Origin of the sequence: Rhodococcus sp. OK519, assembly GCF_003051005.1 — a bacterium.
Lineage (GTDB): Bacteria > Actinomycetota > Actinomycetes > Mycobacteriales > Mycobacteriaceae > Prescottella.
Genome location: NZ_QAOW01000017.1, coordinates 1 through 15,907, shown reverse-complemented (window position 1 = coordinate 15,907; position 15,907 = coordinate 1). Strand labels below are relative to the sequence as shown.

The window sequence follows — 15,907 nt, the reverse complement described above, 5'->3', positions numbered from 1 at the left end:
CGACCAGCCGACTACGGGTTGGGGAGAAGTCGATGGGCGGCGTCGGCCAGAAGCGAGGTTACGTCGTCGACATCGCGGCCCGCAGCGACCGTGACCATCGCTCCCTGGAACAGGCAACTCAGGATGCGGGCAGCAGAGTTCATGTCCTCCTCTGAGTGGCCGTGAAGGTCGCCGGCCCGCATCGCCTCGCCGATCCACCCGGTGCGCTCCGGGCCGAACCCTGCCGATCCGACGAGTTCGCCGAGCGCGGGGGAGCTGGCCACGTAGGCACGATAGACGGCGCGGTAGAGCAGGGGCTTGTGAGCGACGTGCTTCATGATCCGTGCGAAGGTCGAGGCGACTCGGTCGGCGGGAGTATCACCCGCTGAAAGTCGCTGATGGACGGTCTCGCCAGAGCGTTCGCCAAGTTCCATCAACGCGGACAGAAGGAGCTGATCCTTGGTCCCGACCTGCTGGTAAGCCTTCGCGACGGACATGCCGGCGCGCTTGGCGACCTCCCGCATGTCGACGGCGTTGTATCCGCCTTCGGTGGCCAGTTCGATTGCGGCGTCGATGAGGGCCGTGCGTGCCGCTGCCTGTGCCGGCGACAGGATTCTCTGAACGACGAGGGGGCTGACGGGTTCGCGGTCCGATTTCATGAGTGCAGTGTATACGTGTACTAAGACGGTCCGAAGAGCACCTGGGCCCGTGTTGAACATCTGTATAGAGATGACTCTATAGTGCTGTTGACGGATGATTCGAAGTGTGAGAAATTATTCAACGAATCAAGGTGCAGTCGACTCTTGACTCGCCGGATGGGATGATCGATGAATTTTACCTACGACGAAGAGTTGATCGATGCTAGAGATCTTGCGCGTTCCATTTTCACTCGCGAATCGACGCTCGAACGGATTCGCGAAGTAGATGATAGTGGTGACGGTTTCGACCTGCGGCTATGGGGCGAACTCGCGAAGGCGGGATTGCTTGGTGTTGCACTTCCCGAGTCGGTAGACGGTGCGGGACTCGGTTTCGGTGGGCTGTGCTCGGTTCTGATCGAACAGGGAGCGCATCTTGCTCAGGTGCCGGTGTGGACCACGGTGGTGGCTGCGATGACTCTCCTCGAATTCGGTCCTGCCGACCTAGCCGCACAGATCGTGCCGACAGTAGTGGATGGGCGAACTCGCATTACGGTAGCTGTCGAGGAGTTCGGGAGCTACGACTGTTCCACTCCCCGCTGCTCTGCGCGCAGGGAATCGGACTCATGGAAGCTGTCCGGGGCCAAGGCTGTCGTCCCGTCGTTCAAAGGCGCCGATCTCGTCATGGTTTCCGCGGAAATGGGTTCCGGGCCGGGCCTATTTCTGATCGAGGCTGATACTGCCGGCGTGCGGTGGGAGGCGGTGGATACGACCGGGCGAGACGGGTCGGGAAACCTGTTGTTGGAGAACGCAACAGCGGTTCTGGTGGGGGAGGGCCGCTCTGGCGTTCTCGGCTGGGCCTTGGAACGTGCAAGGGTTGCGGTGGCGGCGCTGCAACTCGGAGTTGCCGAAAGGTCGTTGGAATTGTCGGCAAAGTACGTCACCAGTCGTGAACAGTTCGGGCGCCCACTCGGTACGTTCCAGGCGGTACAGCACCAACTGGCCGACAGCTACATGGGAATCGATGCGATGCGTGTGTGCCTGTGGCGAGCGGTCGAAGCGATCGATTCCGATGAGCGCGACGAGACGGCGTCCCGCATCGCGAAGTGGTGGTCCGACGAGCAGGGCGCAAAGGTGGTCGACACCACCGTGCATGTGCACGGCGGTGTCGGGGTCGACGTCGATTCACCGATTCATCGGTACTACCTGTGGGGGCACCAGCTGGCCAGAACGCTGGGGGGTGCGCGGTCCGAATTGTCGGGATTGGGCGCGGCGCTCACCGCGAAATCGACGTCCGTGGGCTGACTTTCGCTTCCCGCGGTTACTGCCTTCCACGCGCCCCTCGTCGCGAACCCGCAAGTCTCGGAACCTCTCGCACGGCTACAGGCAGACAGGCAGGAAGGCGTCACGGGCAGGGTTACTGGTTTGAACGATCGCCAACGTAATCAAGCCTATGCGCACCAACGGCCTGACCGTGGGGTCGGAGGGGCCTTGTCGAGAAGAAGGTGTCGATGTGGATGAGCCCGAAGACTTGCCACCTACCGCCCTCCTGCAGCGCGCGTCCTTGGTGCTCGATGCACTAGCGGAGCCGACAGGTATGACCTTGTCGCAGATCGCGAGATGGACAGGCCTACCCAGGTCGTCGACCCACCGGATTCTCGACTCGCTGATCGCTCTGGGCTGGGCGCGGCGGCAGGGCCAGTTCTACAGGCTCGGCATTCGTATGATCGAGTTGGGGGCGCACGCGGTAGGGCAAGACCGTGTGCGACGTGCGGCGATAAGTCACATGCAGGACTTGTATCGGGCTACACGGTTGGTGGTTCATCTCGCGGTGCTCGACGGTTCCGGCATCGTGTTGCTCGAGAAAGTTGGCGGATTCGCTGGTATCGATCTGCCGACACGTGTCGGTGATCGCCGGCCAGCGTCCGAAACTGCTTTGGGAAGAGTGCTTCTGGCTCACAGCAGTTTCGGCGGGTCGCTGTCAGTGCAGGAGCGACGCGGCATCCTGAGCAGAGGATTCTGCAGTATGGTCGACGACCCAGCGCCGGGGTTCGGCTGCATCGCAGCACCGGTCGGATCTGGCCGTGATGTGGTGGCAGCCCTGTCGATCTGTGCCCCCTACACCGTGCAGTTCAACAAGCAGCTAGCGCACATCGTCCAGGTCGCAGCTGTCCGCATACTGCACAGCTATACCGGCTACCAGTCCGGCGTTCACGGCGTGAAGATCAGCTGACGCTCGGGCAGCCATCCGTCGATGTGTCATGGAGGAGGAACTGGAGTGGAACGCGAAACTATAGCCGAGATGCTGCTCGATCGCGTCGGCGATGAGCACCTTGGCCTGCGTAGTCGTGACCGATCGTGGACATGGAACGAGGTCGTGCACGAGAGTGCTGCACGCGGCGCATTGGCGGAGCGGCTGAGGACTGATGGCCCGTTCCATATTGGAGTTCTTCTCGACAACGATCCGGAGTTCGTTCTGTGGCTAGGCGCTGCCGCGCTGGTCGGGGCCACGATCGTCGGCATCAATCCGACACACCGAGGCATGGAACTCGAAGCCGAGATCCGGCACGTCGACTGCCAGCTCATCGTGACGGATGCTTCCGGCAAGGCAGTGCTCGACGAACTGGACCTCGGCCTGGACGACGGCCGGATACTGGTGATCGACGAGCCCGGATACCTTCACCAGGTCGAGCAGCATCGGACGGAGCCGTCCATCGCACCTGGCGTCGACGAGTCCTCCCTGTTCCTGCTGCTCTTCACCTCGGGGACGACCGGAAGGTCGAAGGCCGTCAGGTGCAGCCAGGGCCGGCTGTCCCGGCTCGCCCATGCTAACACCGCCAAGTACGGGCATACGCGGGACGAGGTCGACTACTGCTGCATGCCGCTCTATCACGGCAACGCGTTGATGGCCCTGTGGGCGCCGGCGCTACGCAACGGGGCGACGGTCTGTGTCACCCCGAAGTTCTCGGCGTCCGGTTTCCTTCCCGACGTCCGCTTCTTCGGCGCCACCTTCTTCACCTACGTCGGCAAGGCACTCGGCTACCTGATGGCGACGCCGGAGCAGCGCGACGACGCCGAAAATACCCTCGAACGGGGCTTCGGTACCGAGGCCTCGCCCGAGGACCAGACCGATTTCCAGCGCCGCTTCGGCGCGGTCCTCTACGAGGGCTACGGATCGAGTGAGGGGGCCGGGTCGATCCGGCTGGACCGCCAGGCCCCGGCCGGCGCGCTGGGGCGTCCGGCGCACGCCGGGATCGTCGTCGTCGACCCGGACACCCTGCAGGAGTGCGAGCGGGCCGTGCTCGACGAGCACGGGCGGGTGATTAATGCCGACAGTGCCATCGGGGAGATGATCAACAAGGAAGGCGCCCGCGCTTTCGAGGGCTACTACAAGAACGAGGTCGCGGATGCGGACCGCATCCGGAACGGCTGGTACTGGACCGGTGACCTCGGTTATGTCGACGAGGACGGGTTCATCTACTTCGCGGGTCGCAAGGGCGACTGGATCCGCGTCGACGGCGAGAACATCTCGGCGCTGCTGATCGAGCGCATCATCCGCCGGTTCGACGGCGTGCTCGCGGCGGCGGTGTACGGCATTCCCGATCCCCGGTCCGGTGACCAGGTGATGGCCGCGATCGAGGTCGAGGACCCGGCGGCGTTCGACGTTGCACTGCTAGCCAAATTCGTTGCCGGTCAGCCCGACCTGGGCGCGAAGGGCATGCCCCGATTCCTCCGGGTGTCGGCGCATCTGCCGACGACGGGATCGAACAAGGTTCAGAAGAAGGCACTTCAGGCGCAGGGGTGGACCTGCAGCGACCTGGTCTACCAGTGGAGAGGGCGCGGGGAGGTCGACTTCCGCGTGATGTCGGCGGACGACAAGCGCTCTCTGGAAGAGGAATTCGCCCGTCATGGCCGTCAGCGGCTGATGGGTGCCCAGTCGTGACTGCTCGTCCGACTCGGCGATGACGAATGGAGGACACAATGGCCGACTTCTACACCCGGCTGAAGAAGTTCGAAGGGCAGACACTGGTGCCGACAGTGTGGGGTCCGGACGCGGTGAACACCCCGATGATCCGGCACTGGGTCGAGACGATGGGCGACACCAGTCCGATCCACCTGGACGACGAGGCGGCGCGGGCGACGGGTCGTGACGGCGTCGTCGCGCCGGCGCTGATGGCTCAGACATGGGTGATGCGCACTTTCGTCGACAAGATGGCGAACAACGATCCGTCGCCGGTGTGGACCGATCTGATCGCGGCCTTCGACGACGAGGGCTTCACGTCCGTCGTGGCGACGGACTCGGACTTCGAGTTCTTCTCGGAACTGTCTCTCGGTGATCGGATTTCGCTCACCGAGGTGATCGAGTCGATCTCCGAGGAGAAGAAGACCGGACTCGGTTCGGGGCACTTCGTGAGCACCGTCAAGACCTACCGCAACGGTGCGGGTGAGGTAGTCGCGACGCAGCGTTGGCGCAATCTTCGGTTCCGGCCGCTCGAGGCCGAGTCCGTTCCCGAACCGCAGCGGGCACTACGTCCGCGCCCGGCCCTCAATGTTGACAACGCTTTCTGGTTCGAGGCCGCCAAGGAGCACCGCCTGGTGATCCAGCGCTGCGCGAACTGCGGCGTGCTGCGCCACCCCACGGGTCCGATGTGCGGCGCGTGCCAGTCCCTCGACTGGGACACCGTCGACGCCTCGGGCCGAGGCATCGTCTACAGCTTCGTCGTCAACCACCACCCGCAGATCCCCGGATTCGAGTACCCGCTCATCGTGGCGACGATCGAACTCGAAGAGGGCACCCGCCTGATCGCGAACATGACCGGCATCTCGCCGGACGATGTCGAGATCGGCATGCCGGTGGAACTGGACTGGATCGACGCCGACCCGGATCTGACGCTGCCCGCGTTCCGGTCGGTTGTACGGAAGGACATCTGATGGGACTGGACTCGACGACAGCGGCGGTGAACCGATGACGACGACGATGACTGCGCTCGAAGGCCGCAGCTACGACTACATCACTGTCGGCGACGTGCTGCCGGAGCTGGCGATCCCGCTGACCCGCACGCTGATCGTGTCGACCGCGATCGCGACGCGCGACTTCCAGGATGTGCACCACGATCCCGAGCTGGCGCGCGAGCGCGGCTCCAAGGACATGTTCATGAACATCCTCACCAGCAACGGGCTGGCCGGACGGTTCGTGACGGACTGGGCCGGACCGGTCGCGACCGTGCGTCGCGTGAAGATCCGCCTCGGTGCCCCGAATTACCCGGGCGACACCATGACGATGACCGGTGAGGTGGTCGCCAAGGAGAACGGCCTCGTCGAGGTGAAGGTCGTCGGCGCGAACAGCCTCGGCAACCACCTCGCCGGTTCGGTCACGGTCGCCTACCCCGCCGCTGAAGGGAAGGACGCCTGATGGCTGTCAGCCCGCTCTCGGGTGCCGCCGCGATCGTCGGTATCGGCGCCACCGAGTTCTCCAAGAAGTCCGGTCGCTCGGAGCTGCAGCTCGCGTGTGAGGCCGTCACCGCCGCCCTCGCGGATGCGGGGATCGATCCGTCCGAGGTCGACGGTCTGACGACCTTCACGATGGAGACCAACGGCGAGATCCTCGTCGCCCGCAACTGCGGTCTGGGAGAGCTCAAGTTCTTCTCCCGGATCGGCTACGGCGGCGGCGCGGCGTGCGCGTCGGTGCAGCAGGCCGCGATGGCCGTCGCGACCGGTGTCGCCGACGTCGTGGTGGTCTACCGAGCGTTCAACGAACGGTCCGGGGTCAGGTTCGGGCTTGGGCAGCACGACCGTCCGATGGATTCGACCGCGGACCGTGCAGCTTACGCATGGCTGACTCCGCAGGGACTGGCGACTCCCGCCCAGTGGGTCGCGATGTTCGCTCGCCGGTACATGTACCAATACGGTGCCACGAGTGAGGATTTCGGCCGGGTTGCTGTCGTGGACCGCAAGCATGCCGCGAACAACCCGAAGGCGTGGTTCTACGGCAAGCCGATCACGCTCGAGGACCACCAGAACTCCCGGTGGATCGCCGAACCGCTGCACCTGCTCGACTGCTGCCAGGAGACCGACGGCGGCCAGGCCCTCGTCATCGTCTCGGCCGAGCGCGCCAAGGACCTGCGCCAGAAGCCCGCGATCATCAAGGGCGCCGCGCAGGGCAGCGGCAAGGACCAGCACTCGATGACCAGCTACTACCGACCCGACATCACCGGTATCCCGGAGATGGGTCTGGTCGGTCGTCAGCTGTACGCGCAGGCCGGTCTGACGCCGGACGACATCAATGCGGCGATCCTCTACGACCACTTCACCCCTCTGGTGCTCCCGCAGCTCGAGGAACTCGGTTTCTGCCGTCCCGGCGAGGCCAAGGACTTCATCCGCGAGGGCAACCTGGAGATCGGTGGACGGCTGCCGAGCAACACGCACGGTGGCCAGGTCGGTGAGGCGTACCTGCACGGCGTCAACGGCATCGCCGAGGCGGTCCGGGTGCTGCGGGGGACGTCCACCAACCAGCCCGAGAACGTCGAGAACATGCTCGTCACGGCGGGAACCGCGGTTCCCACGTCCGGCCTGATTCTCGGCGTCGCCTGACCCGAATTATTTGGAAGGACCGAGAGAATGACGGCAGTGGAGCAGAAGTCGGCCGGCGCGTGGCGTGGGGTCGACCTCGGTAGCCGCACGGTGAGCTACGACGAGCGCGACGCGATCCTGTACGCGCTCGCCGTGGGTGCGAAGGCCACCGATCTGGACCTCGTGATGGAGGACCGGCTGCGGGTGCTGCCGACGTTCGCGCTGACGCTGGCCCAGTGGGCCCCCGACGAACTCGGCAATCGTGGAGGAATCGATCAGGCTACGTCGCTGCACGGCTCGCAGGAGCTGAAGGTGCTCGCACCGCTGCCCCGCAGCGGTGAGGTCACGCTGAAGGCCAGCGTCGGCGAGGTCTGGGACAAGGGCGCCGCGGCGGTGTTCGAGGTCAAGGTCGAGTGCGAGCACTTCGTCGCGACCTGGTCCCTGTTCGCCCCGGGCGCAGGCGGATTCGGTGGCGAGCGTGGCCCGTCCAAGCCGCCGGCACCGGAGGGCGAGGCCAACGTGACGGCTCAGCTCGAGACCGCGTTCAACGTGGCCGCGCTGTACCGCCTCACGGGCGACCGCCACCACATCCACATCGATCCGGCCGCCGCCGCGGGCATCGGCCAGCCGCGTCCGATCATGCACGGCCTGTGCACGCTCGCCGCGTCGACGCTGCCGCTCGCCAAGGAATTGGGCGTGCACCCGGCCGACCTGACCGAGCTGCAGGGCCGCTTCGTGGCGCCGGTCTTCCCCGGGGATCGGCTCACCATTCGTGGATGGTCCGGACCCGGCGGAGCCTCCTACGAGGTGCACGGCGAGGAAGGCTGCGTGATATCCGGCGCCCGAGCAGAGTTCGCACCCGCGCGAGGGTGGACGGTGTGAAGCACATCGTTGTCCCCAACCATGTAATCGGACAATCGGTCATGTCCAGTACTGAAGTCGCAGGCGTCGGAACGATGTCGTTGGCAGTCGGCGAATAGGCGCCCTGATGGTTGACGAGATGGAGCGACTGTTCGCCGGTCGGCTTCGCTGGATGGACACTAAGGAGCGGGGATCACGACCGCAGCTTCCATGCCGACGACGATCGCGACGACACGTGGATGGAACTTCTGGAGGAACACCAAGCCATCGCCGGCTACGGCGACCGGGCAGGTCCATCCGCTATCAACGTTCCTCAGAGCCGATACGTCAGGTGGTGGCCCAGTTTTGGTTACCCGGGTCGATTGCGGGCGCATGCCGGGAGTTGAGTTACTGTCGGATGCAGAGGCTCACGGTGTCCGGACATGTTGGGCACGATCCTTTGGCCGCACGAGCCGCGAGGAGTACCTCCATGGCATCGGGCACTACCCCCAGACGTGCCGCAAAGTCCACGGCCCCCTACTTGATCGTCACCCGCACGCTCAGTTGATCAGGGAGAACGCCACTTCCGGATTCTTCGAATCACCAAGGCGATCTAACGATTGCCCGCGCAGGCCATTGGTTGGCCTGCAGCCCAAAAGAACCCGCGCTCAACAGTATGAAAGCAGGAGCAGCACATGCCAGAGGTCTACGTAGTCGATGCAGTCCGCACAGCGGTGGGGAAACGGAACGGCGGCCTGGCAGACGTCCATCCCGTGGATCTCGGGGCAACCATCATTCGCTCGATCATGGACCGTGTACCGATCGATCCCGCCGCGATCGACGATGTAATCTTCGGAGGCGTCGAATCCATCGGCGGTCAGGCCGGCAACATCGCCCGGACATCGTGGCTCGCGGCAGGCTACCCCGAGTCCGTTCCAGGTGTCACCGTCGACCGCCAATGTGGCTCCAGCCAGCAGGCACTACAGTTCGGTGCGCAAGCAATCCTCAGCGGCACAGCGGACTTCATTCTTGCCGGTGGCGTCCAGAACATGAGCCAGATACCACTCGGTGCCGCGATGACGGTCGGCCAGCAGTTCGGTTTCGATACACCAACGAGCGGGTCGAAGCTGTGGCGGGAACGCTACGGCAACGAGGAGGTCTCCCAGTTCCACGGCGCAGAGCTTATCGCCGACAAGTGGGGCATCAGCCGAGTGGCGATGGAAGAATGGGCCATGCGCAGCCATGAACGTGCCAGGGCGGCCATCGACGCGGGCCGCTTTGCGGGCGAGATTGTGCCGGTCGAAGGCTTTGCGGTCGATGAAGGACCGCGGGAGACCAGCCTCGCGAAGATGGCGACATTGCCGACCCTCGTCGAGGGGGGTCGACTGACTGCGGCGACCTCGAGTCAGATCTCGGACGGCGCCAGCGCGGTACTGCTCGCGTCCGAGGCCGCCGTGGTTCGCCACCGTCTAGAACCACGGGCTCGTATCCACCATGTCAGCGCCCGCGGCGACGACCCAATCCTGATGCTCAGTGCACCGATCCGAGCGACGCGGGATGCACTCGTCCGGGCGGGCATGACAATCGACGACATCGACTTGGTCGAGATCAACGAGGCCTTCGCTCCGGTGGTGCTCGCGTGGATCAAGGAAATCGGCGCCGACGCGGACAAGGTAAACGTCAACGGTGGCGCCATCGCTCTAGGCCATCCGTTGGCAGCGACTGGCACCAAACTCTTCACGACCATGCTCAACGAACTCGAGCGCCGACGTGGGCGCTTTGCACTCGAGACCATCTGTGAGGGTGGTGGAACCGCGAACGTCACCATCATCGAGCGCATCTAGCCCACGCTGTCGAAGGAGACCGACGTGGGTAACTCGATTGCCGCATGGCGACCGTAGCCGGAGGGGAACGGAACTTGACCCGGGAGCCGAAGGCGAGCTCGCTTAGTAAGGCATTGTTCTGCAACCGATCTGCTGGCAGCTCGGATGAGCTTGTCAAACTGGTAGCGGCATCTCAGGCGATGGGCTATGTCAAGGATCCTTGGATGATATCCGTTCGGTTGTTGTTCTTCGCGGGTGGCGAAGCGGGACCTGATGGGCAACACACGTTTCATTGACGGAGACGCTGAGATCGCTGGGTGGTGGGCGCCTGAGGTCCTTCGAACTCGGAGCATCATCTTGATCATCGTTTTGACTGCCCCGCTCGCTTCGCCGGAAGCGCGGGACACGGGAGTTCTGGAGGAATCTTGGTAACCGTCGAGACACGACCATTGGGCAACAGCGGGTTGCAGATTTCAGCCCTCGGGCTCGGGGCGATGACGTTCGGTGGTGGTGGCCGATACACTCGCATCGGATCCCTCGACCAGGACGCTGCAAACAGCATGGTATCCGCATGCCTAGATAACGGCATCTTCTTCTTCGACACGGCGAATTCGTACTCTGCCGGTGCGTCCGAGACCATCCTTGGGAAGGCCATCGGTTCGAAGCGTGATCAAGCGATCGTTGCAACCAAGGGATTCGCCCGAATCGCGCCAGGTCCCAACAATATCGGCGCGGGACGGAACTATCTTGTACGCGCATGTGAGGAGAGCCTTCGCCGACTGGGGACCGACTATATCGACCTCTATCAGCTGCACAACTTCGACTCTATGACTCCGCTCGAGGAAACCCTCGCCGCCCTCGAATCGCTGGTGCGATCTGGCAAAGTTCGGTACATCGGAGTCTCTAACTATGCGGCCTGGCACCTGATGAAGGCCCTTGGGATCTCGGACAGGCTGCGGGTGAGCAGGTTCTGTAGCCAACAGGTGAAGTACTCACTGCTCTCACGTGAGATCGAGGCCGAGCTGGTCCCCCTGTCACTCGATCAGGGTGTCGGGGTCATCGTCTGGAGCCCCCTCGAGGGAGGGCTCTTGTCCGGGAAGTATCGGCGCGATGTGCCCGCTCCGGAAGGATCCCGCCTATCGGGTGCCGTATCGCACGGTCAACTGGCGCGCGTCCACGACATGACAGATTTGCTGCTGGACCTTGCCGGCCGACACGGCGCGACCGCAGGGCAGATCGCTCTCAGCTACATCCTCCACAAGCCTGGTGTCAGCTCCGTCCTCATCGGCGCCAAGAACGAGGAGCAACTCGTCGAGAATCTCCGTGCTGCCTCGATCGTGCTCGACGAGAGTGAGATCGAGCTACTGGATCGGGCGAGTGAGATCCCGTGGTCATACCCGGTGTCGATGTACGCGACGTACGGGGGCGAACGCAACCCCTACTACCTTCGCGGCCGGACTTGGCAGGATCCGATGGGCGGCCGGGGGCAGTGACGACACCGGACGAAGGCGTCCCTCTGTCTGGGAAGAGGAGGAGAATTCGATGAACGGCGGAATCGACGCTAGAACGCCCGTGATCGTCGGTGTCGGGCAGGCGTCGGAGCGCATCGACGATCGGCACTACCGCGGCATGTCAGCCGTCGACCTCGGAGCCCAGGCGGTGGCGGCGGCTCTAGCCGATGCGGGCGACTCAGATGGCCGGATTGTGTCTGCCATCGATACGGTCGCCGCCATCCGACAGTTCGAGAACTCGGTCCCGGGTCTAGCAGCGCCGCTGGGGCGGTCGAACAACTACCCCCGGTCGGTCGCCCAGCGTATCGGGGCGTCTCCGGCACGCGCGATTCTCGAAGTCGCTGGGGGCCACGGCCCCCAGCATCTGGTCACCGAACTCGCGGGCGCGGTCGCGGAGGGGAGTGGGGAGGTTGTGGTCGTTGTGGGCGCCGATGCGATATCTACCGCTCGCCATCTGGTCTCGGCAGTGTCCCAGCCGAACTTCTCCGAGACCATCGACGGCGATCTCGACGATCGGGGCCTCGGCAGCGAAGCGCTCATGTCGCAGGCCGCGATCGACCACGGTCTCACCGACGCCGCGAGCCAGTTCGCACTGATGGAGAACGCTCGCCGCGCCCGACTCGGGCTGACGCGAGAAGAGCACGCCGATGGCATGGGAAGGCTGTTGGCGCCGTTCACCACCGTGGCAGCCCAAAACCCTCATGCCGCAGTCCGCACCCACCGCACTGCTACCGACTTGATGGAACCGAGTGAGCGCAACCGGCCAATCTCCGAACCCTATCTCCGTTTCGTCGTGGCGAGGGACCAGGTCAACCAGGGAGCTGCGGTTCTCGTCATGTCCGTCGGTGCGGCACAGCGGCTGGGGGTGCCGCAGGACAAGTGGGTCTTCCTCCACGGGCACGCCGATCTACAGGATCGAAGCCTGCTCGAGCGGGAAGACCTCGGTGAGAGCCCTGCCGCCGTGATGGCGAGCCGACACGCATTGGAGGTTGCCGGAATCGCCGCTACCGACCTGTCGACTCTCGATCTTTACAGTTGCTTCCCGGTGGCAGTCTCGAACGTGGCCGAGGGGCTAGGCATTGCCGACGACGACCCGCGAGGGCTGACAGTGACCGGAGGACTTCCGTTCTTCGGTGGTCCCGGCAACAACTATTCGATGCACGCAATCGTCGAGACGGCCGCTCGGTGCCGTAGAACACCAGGGAGTTTCGGCTTTGTCGGAGCCAACGGCGGGATGCTCTCGAAGTATTCGGTGGGCGTCTACTCGACCACGCCGGTCCGTTGGCGCCGCGACCGCAGCGCCGACATCCAGCGTGATCTGGACTCGAAGCCCGGCATTGCACTGGTCGACCGAGCCCAGGGAACGGGAACCGTCGAAACCTACACGGTCCGGTTCGACAAGGACCACACCCGAAGCGGAATCGTTGTGGGGCGCATGGATGTCACCGGTGAGCGATTCGTCGCCTGTACCGAAACGAATGATCTCGACGCGATCGAGCTTATGACACGCGGTGAACCTCTGGCGGCCAGAGTGGCTGTGCGAAGTTCCCCCCTCGGCAATCGCGTGGTATTCGAGTCAACGACGTTGTGAGACCATCAAGTGCGCTGTCAGCGGGTCACAGACAAAGTCGCGGCGGCATTGTGCCGATCAGCTCCCGCGGCCCAGAACCAGAGGGTTCGCGTCAACGTCTCCGCGCAGACCCCCGGGATTCTCTTTGATGCTGCGACTGGACTCCCCGAATCCGCGATCTCAGGATCTCCAGAGTGATCGGCGTGAAGTGTGCCGGTGAGCCGAACGATCTCCCTCTCAACGAGAAGGCTCCTCCGGTCAACGGTCTTACCTGATTGTGTATGGGGTCATACAGCAGCAGATGCGTGATTCGAAGTGATATGGGCAGCGCCGGGCGGAGCGACAGCACCTGTCGACCGTCATGTCCAGCTCCGCGGCACTTCGGATCATCCCGGATGGCGACTCTGTCGCGTCACTTGATCTGTCGTGCAGGAAACATCAGTCAAAGGCTTGCGCAGTGCTACAGGGCTTCCTATCCGTGGAGGTCAGCGACTCGATGAAAGGGAGTCACCATGTTATGGACGCGGACGAAACGCGCGTACGTATCCGCTGAATGCGTAGACGCCACACAGGTTCGGATGGATGGGCCGTTCGTGGTCGACACCCATCGGCCCGGCATCTTCCGATCCACCTCCGTTGCACCGCAATCGGATGACGTCCCATTTCGGTCGGTTCTGTGGTCTTGGGGCGAACTGGAGGCGAAGCCGGTCGGACTCGGAGACACAGCGATGTTGACGCTGACCGAGTCGGTTTGCTGGGACCACAGGGGGGCCTCGTCCGAAGGAACCGCCATTAAGCAGGTCTGTTTTGTCGCGCGCCGGGCGGATGTCAACCGGGCGGAGTTCGAACGCCGGTACTCCGCGCACGCGGAGATCGTGCGGACTCACCATCCAGCGGTGACGCGGTACGTCCAGAACATTGTCGTCGATAGCCAGGGGGAGGGCGTCGCCGCGATCGAGGCGATCTCGGAGCTCTGGTTCGATTCGGTGGACGACTACTGTGAGCGCTACTACGCGCACGACATTAGTCCCGACATCGTCAGGACGGACGTCACCGATTACCTCGACTTCACGAGGGGGTTCAACGTAATGATGGAGCCCACCGCGAGTTCCCGAGCCTGGAGACAGTGACTTGTGCGGCTTCGTCTGCAAGCGCGAGTACTGATTCCAATTCCTTTCTCCGGAGCAGGAGGAGCCCTGTGCGCGTGCATGAGAGCGCGAGCACAGCACCGTTCGAACGACCGGGTAGACGCGCGGCCCAGATATCCCGCAGCGCCGTACCTGCAGCCCCGCAGACCGTTCATCGAGAGGAGAGCGATGATGCCGACCACCCCGGCGGCTGAGTTGTCACTGCCCACACTCAGTATCAATGTCCCAAACTTCGGCTCGTTTCTGGCGGGTGACGACTACGGCCGGTTCGTGCGGTTCTGTGTCGCAGCAGACCAGGCTGGTTTCGACCGCATCCAGGTCACCGATCATGTCGTGATGGGCTCGGACACCTCGGGCTACACGTGGTCAACGTTCCCGACCGAACCCGACGCGGTGTGGCTCGAGCCGTTGACGATGCTGGCGCTGCTCGCTGGCAAGACTGAGCGTGCGCGCCTCGGCACCGGAATCGTGATGGCGGCGTTGCGCGGCGGTGCGGTCCTTGCGAAGACGGCCGCGACGCTCGACCTGATCTCCGGGGGTCGACTCGATCTGGGGGTCGGAACGGGCTGGCAGGAACGGGAGTACGAGGCAGCCGGGCTGGACTTCGCCAAGCGTGGGCCGCTGCTCGACGACACCCTGGCGGTGCTGCGTGCCCTCTGGTCCAGCGCGCCCGCTGAGGTGTCCACGTCAAGCGCGTCATTCGCGGACGTGTACTGCTCGCCGCGGCCGGCGCCGGGTCGCAACATCCCGATCTGGGTGGCCGGCTCGTTGTCGAAGCCAGTCGTGCGTCGCGTGACAACGTGGGGTGACGGCTGGATCCCGATCATGGGCGCCGGAAACGACGACCTCGCAGCGGGAACGAATCTGCTGCGACGCAGCTTCGAAGAGGCTGGCCGCGACCCGAATTCGCTCCAGGTCCGGGGCCGACTCGGCATCGAACGCGCCACCGACGGCTCAATCGACCTCGAGCGTACGATGAACGGGGCGACGGCACTCGTCACCTGCGGTGTGACGGACTTTATGGTGGCCGCCGCCGACATCGACAAGGATGCCGACGCCGCCGAAGAAGCACTAACGGAATTGGTCGCGGCGTTCTTGGAGCGATTCGGCGTTGATCGCGTCATTGATGCGCCAGCATAAAGCTCCGAAAGGCGCCGCTGCTGGCTATTAGGAGTCAGCATCCACGTAGCAGCACATCGAAGCGCGAAGGCTAGGTCGGGAATCTCGCCGCAGGCGCAGCGGTGACATGGAGCCCACATCAAGTACGACTCGCACTACTGCGCCGCCGATCGCCCGGTCGACCCGACGGCGCTGGCCTGCGGCTGGATCTCGTCCGGCGTCAGGGTCTTCGACGTCCGGGACCCGTTCGACGTCCGGGAGATCGCGCACTAAAACCCACCCGCGAGAAGATTCGTCGTGCCCAGACGGACTTTTGCTAGATAACCTGTATTATCTAGCAAACGCAAACTGCTCCTCCGCGCGGAACGGTCATCCAGCCTGGTGTCGCCGGACAAACCGGTCGACACGCGATTCCTCACTGAGCTGTGATCAGCCGCATGCTGCGCCGCTACCGTTTATCCGCCATACCCTAGTGGCGGAATTCATTGGGGACCAACGATCTTGGCCTCGGTCAGTCCGATCAGTTCTACCTATCGCCCAACAGCGCGCCGAAGCTCGTGCCCAGCCCTTCCGAGTACGACGATATTGGCCGGGTCCACTCGGGCCACGGCCTCACGCCCGCAGCCCGAGTGTCACCAACCCGATGGCTCAGTACACCTAGGCTGCGAACGCCGCAGCCGTCGCTGCCGTGTCCTCAAACAGGTGCATGCGC

Annotated in this window: 13 protein-coding genes and 1 pseudogene; 13 read left to right on the top strand and 1 reads right to left on the bottom strand. The window is 64.1% G+C overall.

Annotation, left to right across the window (positions count from 1 at the left end; genetic code table 11):
• Positions 1–11: 11 nt before the first annotated feature.
• Positions 12–638: a TetR/AcrR family transcriptional regulator gene (locus tag C8K36_RS23825; protein ID WP_107987507.1), complete on the bottom strand. Its 627-nt coding sequence runs from the start codon at positions 636–638 to the stop codon at positions 12–14.
• Positions 639–806: 168 nt separating this feature from the next.
• On the opposite strand from C8K36_RS23825, the pseudogene C8K36_RS25520 reads away from it, so the two are divergent.
• The 13 genes and pseudogenes from C8K36_RS25520 to C8K36_RS23765 form a co-directional block, all read left to right on the top strand.
• A pseudogene (locus C8K36_RS25520) lies at positions 807–1,142 on the top strand (acyl-CoA dehydrogenase family protein); the annotation flags it as partial.
• Positions 1,143–1,298: 156 nt separating this feature from the next.
• Complete coding sequence (locus tag C8K36_RS25325) at positions 1,299–1,919, top strand: acyl-CoA dehydrogenase family protein (RefSeq protein ID WP_258195579.1); 621 nt, start codon at positions 1,299–1,301, stop codon at positions 1,917–1,919.
• 208 nt (positions 1,920–2,127) lie between these two features.
• Positions 2,128–2,847, top strand: a complete 720-nt coding sequence (locus C8K36_RS23815; protein WP_181319705.1) for an IclR family transcriptional regulator — start codon at positions 2,128–2,130, stop codon at positions 2,845–2,847.
• Positions 2,848–2,868: 21 nt separating this feature from the next.
• A complete protein-coding gene (locus C8K36_RS23810; protein ID WP_107987504.1) occupies positions 2,869–4,557 on the top strand; it encodes an AMP-binding protein in 1,689 nt (562 codons plus the stop codon).
• A 38-nt stretch (positions 4,558–4,595) separates the two neighbouring features.
• Positions 4,596–5,546 (top strand): bifunctional MaoC family dehydratase N-terminal/OB-fold nucleic acid binding domain-containing protein, encoded by a 951-nt coding sequence (locus C8K36_RS23805; protein WP_107987515.1) that lies wholly within the window; start codon positions 4,596–4,598, stop codon positions 5,544–5,546.
• 46 nt (positions 5,547–5,592) lie between these two features.
• A complete protein-coding gene (locus tag C8K36_RS23800) occupies positions 5,593–6,027 on the top strand; it encodes a MaoC family dehydratase (RefSeq protein ID WP_181319707.1) in 435 nt (144 codons plus the stop codon).
• Positions 6,027–7,205 (top strand): lipid-transfer protein, encoded by a 1,179-nt coding sequence (locus C8K36_RS23795; protein ID WP_107987502.1) that lies wholly within the window; start codon positions 6,027–6,029, stop codon positions 7,203–7,205. The genes C8K36_RS23800 and C8K36_RS23795 overlap by 1 nt, the downstream gene beginning before the upstream one ends.
• A gap of 27 nt (positions 7,206–7,232) precedes the next feature.
• Positions 7,233–8,066: a MaoC/PaaZ C-terminal domain-containing protein gene (locus C8K36_RS23790; protein ID WP_107987501.1), complete on the top strand. Its 834-nt coding sequence runs from the start codon at positions 7,233–7,235 to the stop codon at positions 8,064–8,066.
• Between the two features lie 653 nt (positions 8,067–8,719).
• Complete coding sequence (locus C8K36_RS23785) at positions 8,720–9,868, top strand: acetyl-CoA C-acetyltransferase (protein WP_069855878.1); 1,149 nt, start codon at positions 8,720–8,722, stop codon at positions 9,866–9,868.
• Between the two features lie 404 nt (positions 9,869–10,272).
• A complete protein-coding gene (locus C8K36_RS23780) occupies positions 10,273–11,340 on the top strand; it encodes an aldo/keto reductase (protein WP_146176536.1) in 1,068 nt (355 codons plus the stop codon).
• A gap of 49 nt (positions 11,341–11,389) precedes the next feature.
• Positions 11,390–12,949: an acetyl-CoA acetyltransferase gene (locus C8K36_RS23775; protein ID WP_069855876.1), complete on the top strand. Its 1,560-nt coding sequence runs from the start codon at positions 11,390–11,392 to the stop codon at positions 12,947–12,949.
• A 707-nt stretch (positions 12,950–13,656) separates the two neighbouring features.
• On the top strand, positions 13,657–14,058 hold the full coding sequence (locus tag C8K36_RS23770) for an EthD domain-containing protein (protein WP_258013654.1): 402 nt from the start codon (positions 13,657–13,659) through the stop codon (positions 14,056–14,058).
• Between the two features lie 189 nt (positions 14,059–14,247).
• Positions 14,248–15,216, top strand: coding sequence for a TIGR03619 family F420-dependent LLM class oxidoreductase (locus C8K36_RS23765; RefSeq protein WP_103143098.1), 969 nt, complete (start codon positions 14,248–14,250; stop codon positions 15,214–15,216).
• Positions 15,217–15,907: the final 691 nt, after the last annotated feature.

Bases quoted from the DNA above. Each gene is read 5' to 3' on its own strand.
- C8K36_RS23825 (WP_107987507.1), bottom strand. From the start codon at position 638: ATGAAATCGGACCGCGAACCCGTCAGCCCCCTCGTCGTTCAGAGAATC.
- C8K36_RS25325 (WP_258195579.1), top strand. From the start codon at position 1,299: ATGGTTTCCGCGGAAATGGGTTCCGGGCCGGGCCTATTTCTGATCGAG.
- C8K36_RS23810 (WP_107987504.1), top strand. From the start codon at position 2,869: ATGTGTCATGGAGGAGGAACTGGAGTGGAACGCGAAACTATAGCCGAG.
- C8K36_RS23805 (WP_107987515.1), top strand. From the start codon at position 4,596: ATGGCCGACTTCTACACCCGGCTGAAGAAGTTCGAAGGGCAGACACTG.
- C8K36_RS23800 (WP_181319707.1), top strand. From the start codon at position 5,593: ATGACTGCGCTCGAAGGCCGCAGCTACGACTACATCACTGTCGGCGAC.
- C8K36_RS23795 (WP_107987502.1), top strand. From the start codon at position 6,027: ATGGCTGTCAGCCCGCTCTCGGGTGCCGCCGCGATCGTCGGTATCGGC.
- C8K36_RS23790 (WP_107987501.1), top strand. From the start codon at position 7,233: ATGACGGCAGTGGAGCAGAAGTCGGCCGGCGCGTGGCGTGGGGTCGAC.
- C8K36_RS23785 (WP_069855878.1), top strand. From the start codon at position 8,720: ATGCCAGAGGTCTACGTAGTCGATGCAGTCCGCACAGCGGTGGGGAAA.
- C8K36_RS23775 (WP_069855876.1), top strand. From the start codon at position 11,390: ATGAACGGCGGAATCGACGCTAGAACGCCCGTGATCGTCGGTGTCGGG.
- C8K36_RS23770 (WP_258013654.1), top strand. From the start codon at position 13,657: ATGTTGACGCTGACCGAGTCGGTTTGCTGGGACCACAGGGGGGCCTCG.
- C8K36_RS23765 (WP_103143098.1), top strand. From the start codon at position 14,248: ATGCCGACCACCCCGGCGGCTGAGTTGTCACTGCCCACACTCAGTATC.